10 protein-coding genes and 1 pseudogene are annotated in these 7905 nt (G+C 59.1%); 1 reads left to right on the forward strand and 10 read right to left on the reverse strand.

Annotated elements, in window-relative coordinates:
• Window positions 1-84 precede the first annotated feature (84 nt).
• The 10 genes and pseudogenes from repC to R7040_RS24040 form a co-directional block, all read right to left on the reverse strand.
• A complete protein-coding gene (gene repC, locus R7040_RS23995; protein ID WP_112928757.1) occupies window positions 85-930 on the reverse strand; it encodes a replication protein C, IncQ-type in 846 nt (281 codons plus the stop codon).
• Complete coding sequence (locus R7040_RS24000) at window positions 917-1756, reverse strand: helicase RepA family protein (protein WP_169573183.1); 840 nt, start codon at window positions 1754-1756, stop codon at window positions 917-919. Before R7040_RS24000 ends, repC begins: the two co-directional genes overlap by 14 nt.
• 30 nt (window positions 1757-1786) lie before the next feature.
• The gene (urfF, locus tag R7040_RS24005) at window positions 1787-1993 is read right to left on the reverse strand and encodes a plasmid repression protein F (RefSeq protein WP_112928753.1); all 207 of its coding nucleotides are present in this window, start codon (window positions 1991-1993) and stop codon (window positions 1787-1789) included.
• Between the two features lie 56 nt (window positions 1994-2049).
• A complete protein-coding gene (locus tag R7040_RS24010; protein ID WP_223847821.1) occupies window positions 2050-2325 on the reverse strand; it encodes a hypothetical protein in 276 nt (91 codons plus the stop codon).
• Window positions 2326-2386: 61 nt separating this feature from the next.
• Window positions 2387-2920, reverse strand: a complete 534-nt coding sequence (aadB, locus tag R7040_RS24015; RefSeq protein ID WP_000381802.1) for an aminoglycoside nucleotidyltransferase ANT(2'')-Ia — start codon at window positions 2918-2920, stop codon at window positions 2387-2389.
• Window positions 2921-3064: 144 nt separating this feature from the next.
• Window positions 3065-3964: an extended-spectrum class A beta-lactamase VEB-18 gene (locus R7040_RS24020; protein WP_065825678.1), complete on the reverse strand. Its 900-nt coding sequence runs from the start codon at window positions 3962-3964 to the stop codon at window positions 3065-3067.
• Window positions 3965-4047: 83 nt separating this feature from the next.
• Entirely contained in the window at window positions 4048-4611 is a 564-nt protein-coding gene (locus tag R7040_RS24025; protein WP_112928758.1) for an AacA4 family aminoglycoside N(6')-acetyltransferase, read from the reverse strand.
• Between the two features lie 145 nt (window positions 4612-4756).
• Complete coding sequence (locus R7040_RS24030) at window positions 4757-5779, reverse strand: DNA-primase RepB domain-containing protein (RefSeq protein WP_318057402.1); 1023 nt, start codon at window positions 5777-5779, stop codon at window positions 4757-4759.
• Entirely contained in the window at window positions 5710-6120 is a 411-nt protein-coding gene (locus tag R7040_RS24035; RefSeq protein ID WP_011117300.1) for an IncQ-type mobilization protein MobB, read from the reverse strand. The genes R7040_RS24030 and R7040_RS24035 overlap by 70 nt, the downstream gene beginning before the upstream one ends.
• Before the next feature lie 106 nt (window positions 6121-6226).
• A pseudogene (locus R7040_RS24040) lies at window positions 6227-6868 on the reverse strand (MobA/MobL family protein); the annotation flags it as partial.
• Between the two features lie 182 nt (window positions 6869-7050).
• Here R7040_RS24040 and R7040_RS24045 point away from each other — a divergent pair.
• A complete protein-coding gene (locus tag R7040_RS24045) occupies window positions 7051-7311 on the forward strand; it encodes a mobilization protein (protein WP_169573164.1) in 261 nt (86 codons plus the stop codon).
• The last annotated feature ends 594 nt before the right edge of the window (window positions 7312-7905 follow it).

The following is a 7905-nucleotide window of genomic DNA, read 5'->3' on the forward strand; positions in this document are numbered from 1 at the left end:
CGTGACAGTTAACGGGGGGGGGCGTGACAGTTAACGGGGGGGGCGTGACAGTTAACGGGGGGGGCGTGACAGTTATTGCAGGGGTCAGCCTGCCGCCTTGGGCCGTGCGATGTCGTACTTACCCGCCGCATACTCGTTCACCGTCCAGCCCAGCGCGATCAGCTCCGGCAGCGCCTCGCGCACCCGCTGGCGTCTCTTGCGCATGGCGGCCCCACTGGCCTCTGACGGCCAGACGTAGCCGCACAGGGTATCTATGGCCGCCTTGCCGGTCTTGCCGGGGTCGATCCAGCCACACAGCCGCTGGTGCAGCAGGCGGGCGGTTTCGCTGTCCAGCGCCCGCACCTCGTCCATGCTGATGCGCACATGCTGGCCGCCACCCATGACGGCCTGCGCGATCAAGGGGTTCAGGGCCACATACAGGCGCCCGTCTGCCTCGTCGCTGGCGTACTCGGCAAGCAGCCGGAAGCCCTGCCGCTTGCGGCCATTCTGGGCGATGATGGACACCTTCCAAAGCCGTTCAATGCAGTCCCTGATGGGCTTTGAGTCCTCGATATTGGCATAGCCTATTTCACGAGCCAGCGCCCGATAGCTACCCTTGACCACCATGGCGTCAGCGGTAACGGCTTCCCATTTGGGTTCCAGGAACAGCCGGAGCTGCTGCCCGCCGGGGGTCTCCGGTTCTGGCTCTAGCACCAGACCACTAGGCCCGGCCATGGCCACCAGCCCCTGCAGGATGCGCAAATCATCAGCGCCCAGCGGCTCCGGGCCGCTGAACTCGATCCGCTTGCCGTCGCCGTAGTCATACGTCACGTCCAGCTTGCCGCGCTTGCGCTCGCCCCGCTTGAGGGCACGGAACAGGCCGGGGGCCAGACAGTGCGCCGGGTCGTGCCGGACGTGGCTGAGGCTGTGTTTGTTCTTAGGCTTTGCCACGAGGCACCCCCTTGCTCTTGTGCTGCTTTTCCAGCACGGCGGGCTTGAGTACCCCGCCGTCATGCCGCCTGAACCAGCGGTCTTTGAACGGTGCCCCATAGTTGGCCTTGCTGACTCCAAAGCGGACGAAATAGGGCCGCTGCGTGTCGTCTACGCCCCATTCCTCGGCCTCACCGGTGGTCATGCCGGACAGGTACGATTGCCAGCGGATGTTATCCACCAGCACGGACGATCCCCGGCTGGCCTGCTGCTGGTCGCCTGCGCCCATCATGGCCGCGCCCTTGCTGGCATGGTGCAGGAACACGATAGAGCACCCGGTATCGGCGGCGATGGCCTCCATGCGGCCAATCACTTGCGCCATGGGGCCGCTGGCGTTCTCTTCCTCGATGTGGAACCGGCGCAAGGTATCCAGCACCATCAAGCGGCGTCCCTCAGCGGCTCGCTTGAGGCCGTCGAACCACTCCGGGGCCATGATGTTGGGTAGGCTGCCGATCAGCGGCTGGATTAGCAGACCGTCAGCCACGGCTTGCCGTTGCTCGTCGGTCAGGCGTTCCCCCAATGCGTGCAGGCGGTGATGTATGGCGGTGGGCGGGTCTTCGGCGGGCAGGTAGATCACCGGGCCGGTGCGCAACTCGCCCACGTCCAGCAGGTCGGGGCCGCCTGCGATCTGTGCGGCCAGTTGCAGGGCCAGCATGGACTTGCCGGCCCCACCGGGGGACACCAGCGCCCCCACGGTGCCGGCCACCATGTTGGGCAGTACGTAGTCAATCGGTGGCGGTAGCTCTGTGAAGCTCGCCAGAATGTCGATAGGCTTATGGGTAGCCATTGATTTGCCTCCTGTGTAGGCGGTTGGTGGTTAGGCGCTGGCGGGGTCACTACCCCCGCCCTGCGCCGCCCTGAGTTCTTCCAGATACAGCCGCAGCGCCTCGGCCTCTGCGTCTGTGGCCCATATCTTCCGGGCCTTGCGGCCCATGGCTCGCTGCTGCTCGGCAAAGCGGGCCTGTCGTATAGCGTTGGGGGTGGCCAGCAGGTTGCCGGTACGCTTGTCGTGTTGGTCTTTCATATTTCCTCCGCATTAGAGCTAACACCATAACAGGCATTAGCTCTAATGCAAGTGTTTTATCCTAATGTCGGCCCTCGGTACTGCTGTTTCTCGGCCTGCTTCGCCAGCTCGGCGCGGGCCTCCTGCACCTGCGGCAGCTCCATCACCTTCTGCACCGTACGCTTGATGTAATCGGCCTCATGGCCCGTCTTGCGCTCCATGATGGCGGGGCTGGCCTCGGCCATGGCCTTGCCGATCTCGTCCGGCTCCCGGCCCTTGCTGGCCAGCTTCATGGCCGCGATAAAGTCGCACTTGCTGAGGTCGTCACCGTACCGCTTGACCAGCCCGGCCATTTCGCTGCGGTAACACCTGAGTTAAGCCGCGCCGCGAAGCGGCGTCGGCTTGGACGAATTGTTAGGCCGCATATCGCGACCTGAAAGCGGCACGCAAGACCTCAACCTTTTCCGCCCCGAGTGAGGTGCATGCGAGCCTGTAGGACTCTATGTGCTTTGTAGGCCAGTCCACTGGTGGTACTTCATCGGCATAGTAAAAGTAATCCCAGATGATCGCCTCCCAGCTGTTACAACGGACTGGCCGCCCGGCGATGACGCCCTCAGCCGCCTCTGGGCACGAGCCCTGCGGAGCCTCCGCGATTTCATACGCTTCGTCTGCCCACCAAGCAGGTTCGCAGTCAAGTAACTCATCCCCGATCTCCGCTAAGAATCCATAGTCCAACTCCTCCATGACGCGCCCGCCGAGCATTTCAACTATTGCCTCGAGCTCGCCGCGCCTCTCGCCGGGAAACGTCAGATCAATATCATCGTGCTTGCGTGTTACACGCCCTAGCCGTGCATCGATCGCCCAGCCCCCACCGATCCAGAGCGGCAGATTTCGCTCATCTGCCGCAGCTAGAATTTTGTGTATCAATGTGACCTGCGTTGTGTCCATGCGGCCTAACGGTTTGGGCTATGGGCAGTGGCGGTTTGCGTGAGCCTTTCCTGTCAAACCGAGAAAACGCTCGGGCGGGCTACCGACTTTGCAAATTGCACTTCAACCCGCCATTGCCTATGAGCCAGTGTTAGCGGTAGTTTTTTATTTATTCAAATAGTAATCCCACGTTATTTTTGCAATGTCTGAAATAATCTTTTCATTAATTTCCGAAGTTTCTTTGGACTCTGCAACAAATACGCTTATAAAAATTAATTGTCCATTCGGTAAAGTAATTACCCCAACATCATTAGTGGCTGCTGCAATTCCATTATTTATTCCGGAAGTCCCTGTTTTATGAGCAACAATTGTATTCTTTGGTAATTGTCCTTTTAATCGGTTACTTCCTGTTGTTGTTTCTCTCATAATTTTCCAAATAAAATCATAACTTTTTTTAGAAAGTAATTGGTTCTTATTATTATAAGTATCTATTAACAGTTTGTTCATCGCTGTTGGGGTTGCCCAATTTTGATATTGGGTATTCCAATCCTTGTGCATTTGTTCTTCGTTTGCTTTGATTGAAATATCAGTGAAATGATTAGCATTCAAGAATTTTTGAACAGAATCAGTTCCTCCGATTAATTTTAGCAAAATATCACAACCAATATTGTCGCTCTCTGATACTGTATAATTTAGTATTTGTTCAATCGTCAAAGTTGTTCCATTAGGGAATTCCTCTTTAATCGGACTCCACATTTTAGGCAAAAGGTCTTGAGGGGTAATCTCTATTTTTTGTTCAAAAGAAAGATTCCCTTTATCTATCTCAGACAAAACGGCTAAAGCAATCGGAAATTTCATAACGCTTTGCATCGGGAAATGGAAGTCGTTATTAATCTTCAAAGTATCCTTCTCATTGCTGTTGAATATTGCTACTCCTATTCTGGCATTTTTTGCCTTTAAAACATTCTCAATTTTCAAAGTTAAGTTGTCAGTTTGAGCATTTGAATACGCAATTGTAAAAAATAAACTTAACAATACTAATAATATCCTTTTTACGATTTTCATATGTCTGTACTCCTATCTGGTTAAATTACCGCTAACACCTGAATTAAGCCGCGCCGCGAAGCGGCGTCGGCTTGAATGAGTTGTTAGGCAACACCGCGCTTTCTCTCGAAGGCTTGTCGTGTTTGAACCATGTAAACCGCCGGCCCGTCAGGCGTGGTGATGATCTTCTCCCGCACGAATCCTGCCTTCTCATAGCAGCGTATGGCTCGATGGTTGTTCGGAGTCGGGTCGGTCTGAATCTTCGTCACGGTGGGGTCCGAGAACAGTAGTTCAACGAGAGCGCGGACAAGCCTTGTTCCTAGGCCTTTGTTCAACTGTGTCGGGTCAGCCAGAGACTGGTCTATTCCTCGCACTCCTGGATCAGTTTCATCTTCCCACCAGCCATCACCGCTTCCGAGCGCGACGTACGACTGAGCATAGCCGATCGGTTCCTCGCCCAGCATTGCGATGTACGGTGTTACGGACTCTTCCGCCATCGCTCTGGGCAGGTAGTGTTCCAGCACTTCATCAAGAGTCGGTCGCTCTTCGTCACCACCCCACCACTCAACGATGTGCGGCCGGTTGAGCCAATCATGGAGCATCGGCAGGTCGCGCTCGGTCATGAGGCGAAGAGTTATGGGGGGGGTGCTCGCGGCCTTGCGGCCCATGGCTCGCTGCTGTTCGGCAAAGCGGGCCTGTCGTATAGCGTTAGGGGTGGCCAGCAGGTTGCCGGTACGCTTGTCGTGTTGGTCTTTCATCTCAAACCCTCCATTAGAGCTAACAGTATACCACCAGTTAGCGCTAACGCAAGCATTACATACTTAAATCTGGCCCCCGACTGCGCTGCTTCTGGGTCTGCTTCGCCAGCTCGGCGCGGGCCTCCTGCACCTGCGGCAGCTCCATCACTTTCTGTACCGTGCGCTTGATGTAATCGGCCTCATGGCCTGCCTTGCGCTCCATGATCGCGGGGCTGGCCTCGGCCATGGCCTTGGCGATCTCGTCCGGCTCCCGGCCCTTGCTGGCCAGCTTCATAGCCGCAATGAAGTCGCACTTGCTGAGGTCGTCACCGAAGCGTTTGACCAACCCGGCCATTTCGCTGCGGTAGTCGTCCACGGCGCTGCGGCGATACCGGCGCACACTCCGCGGGGCGGTGATCTCGGCCAGTCGTGCCGTCCGTTCCTGTTGGCGCTTAATGCTGTCCAGCACCTGCCCGGCCTGCTGCATCAGCTCCGGCCCTGCGGTGGCGGTCTTGCCCTTGGATTCACGCAGCAGCACCCACGGCTGATAACCGGTGCGGGTGGTGTGCTTGTCCTTGCGGTTGGTGAAGCCCGCCAAGCGACCATAGTGGCGGCTGTCGGCGCTGGCCGGGTCGGCGTCGTACTCGCGGGCCAGCTTCCGGGCGATTACGCCCCTGTGACCTGCTGGGGCGTCCTGAGCCACTTTTACCCATGCCTGATAGTTCTTGGGGCTGGTCTCCACGATCAGCGCCGGCTCCCGGCCCTCGGCTTTCATGTCATCCAAGTCGAACTCACTGAGATCGTCCACCAGCACCAAACCATGCCGCTCCTGCTCGGCGGGCCTGATATACACGTCATTGCCCTGGGCATTCATCCGCTTGAGCCATGGCGTGTTCTGGAGCACTTCGGCGGCTGACCATTCCCGGTTCATCATCTTGCCGCTGGCGGCATCCCGTATGCCGATGTCGTACCGGTCGCAGCCCATGGCCTTGAGCTGCCGGGCGATGGCTTGCGCGGTGCGGTCACCCTTTACTTGAGCTTGAAAACCAGCCATATACCCCCCTGTTGTTCGATGATTTGCGGCTCCAGCCAAAGCCATGATGCGATCAGCAGCGCCAGAATAGGCGTCACGGAAGCGATCAAGACCCCGGCCCACAACTTCCATGTCCAGCCACGGGCGGCGCTCCGGGCGCTCTGCGCGGCGCTGCTCACCTCGGCGGCTACCTCCCGCAACTCCTTGGCCAGCTCCACCCATGCCGCCCCTGTCTGGCGTTGGGCTTTCAGCCACTCCGCTGCCTGCGCCTCGCTGGCCTGCTGAGTCTGGCTCATGACCTGCCGGGCCTCGTCGGCCAGTGTCGCCATGCTCTGGGCCAGCGGTTCGATCTGCTCCGCTAACTCGTTGATGCCTCTGGACTTCTTCACTCTGTCTATCGCGCTCATGCTCGATAACCTCCCGGTATTCTTGTAAGTCGATGATCTGGCCGTTGGCCGTGTCGATGGCTAGGGCGGTGTCGGCCCGCTCGGTGCGGATGCCCCGGCCCTCCATCTCCACCACGTTGGGGCCAAGATGGATGCCCGGCAGGCGCTCGATGCCCTGCGCCTCAAGTGTTCTATGGTCAATGCGGGCGTCGTGACCAGCCCGCTCTAATGCCCGGTTGGCATGGTCGGCCCATGCCTCGCGGGTCTGCTCAAGCCATGCCTTGGGCTTCAGGCTCTCGGACTTCTGCGCCCCGCCCCGCTCTGGCTGTTTGGCGTTGTACCGCTTGAACCACTGGTCAGCCGGGCGCTCGATACCGTCGTTCTTCCGCTCAGAGATCATCAAGTGGCAATGGGGGTTCTCACCTTTACCGGCATGAATGGCCAGCGTATACGGCAGGCGCTCGCCCTCGGTCAGATGCCGGGCGAATTCGTCCACCAGCTCCCGCTGCTGATCTAGGGTCAGTTCGACCGGCAGGGCAAACTCAACCTCTTTGAACAGCCGCCCATTGGCGCGTTCATACAGGTCGGCAGCATCCCAGTAGTCGGCGGGGCGCTCGGCCCACTCGGGCAGGTGGCCGGACTGAGTGTGCAGCACCTCGTCACGGTCGCGGGAGTAACGGCCCTCCCGCTGGATGTAATCGGCTTTCGCCTTGGCCGACTGGCCGCCGTTCCGGCTGCCGGTCTTGGCCGTAAGGTGATAGATGGCCATAGGGGTTTAGCTCCATGCAATGGCCCTCGGAGAGCGCACAGCCCCAAAGGGGTGCCCGCAGGGCAGTTTCTCGAAGAGAAACCGGTAAGTGCGCCCTCCCGTTAGAATGACGGTCGGGGTTTGCGGTGTCTGTGCTCCGATGATAGCATGATGGCAAGCACATAACCAAGGGGAATGTCAACATGGCAAAAGCAGCGGAACGGCTCGCCAAGCTGGAAGAGCAACGGGCACGGATCAACGCCAAGATCCAGCGGGTCAGGGCACGGGAGCAGCAGCAAAAGCGCAAGGAGGACACCCGGCGCAAGGTGCTGGTAGGCGCGTGGATACTCGGCAAAGTCGAAAGCGGCGAGTGGCCAGAACAGCGCTTGCTCGATGGGCTGGACAGCTACCTAGAGCGCGACCATGACCGGGCGCTGTTCGGACTGCCACCCAAGCAGGAATAGCAGCCACAGGAGCATGGCCAGCCGGAGCCGCAAGAGGGGCAAGGGTGAGCTTCTACCGGCTGACACCTGCCGAGATCGAAGCCCTGCAGCAAGAGATGCGAGAGGCGGGCGCGACCATCAAGGCGGAGATAGCCAAGCGCAAGGTGGCCAGCATGGCCCCTGCGGGGCTTCACACGCGCCCCCGCCCTGCGGGCAGGGGTAAAGGCCGCTAAAGCGGCTAAAGGCGTCTGCGGCTTCCTGTGGCGTCTGTGCATGGGGTTTGGGTTTGCGGGCCTTGGCCCGCCTTTTCCCTACCGCGGAGCGGTGGGGGCGGTGTGTAGCCTAGCGCAGCGGATAGATCAGTTATCCGGCCTCTGGCCGGGCATTTTGGGCAAGGGCAAACAGCGCCCCACTAGGGCGCTGTTAACCGCGCCTAGTGGATTATTCTTAGATAATCATGGATGGATTTTTTCAGCACCCCGCCAGCCCCCGCCCCTGCTGGGTTTGCAGGTTTGGGGGCGTGACAGTTAACGGGGGGGGGCGTGACAGTTAACGGGGGGGGGCGTGACAGTTAACGGGGGGGGCGTGACAGTTAACGGGGGGGGCGTGACAGTT

The organism is Vibrio sp. 1069, from assembly GCF_033340555.1.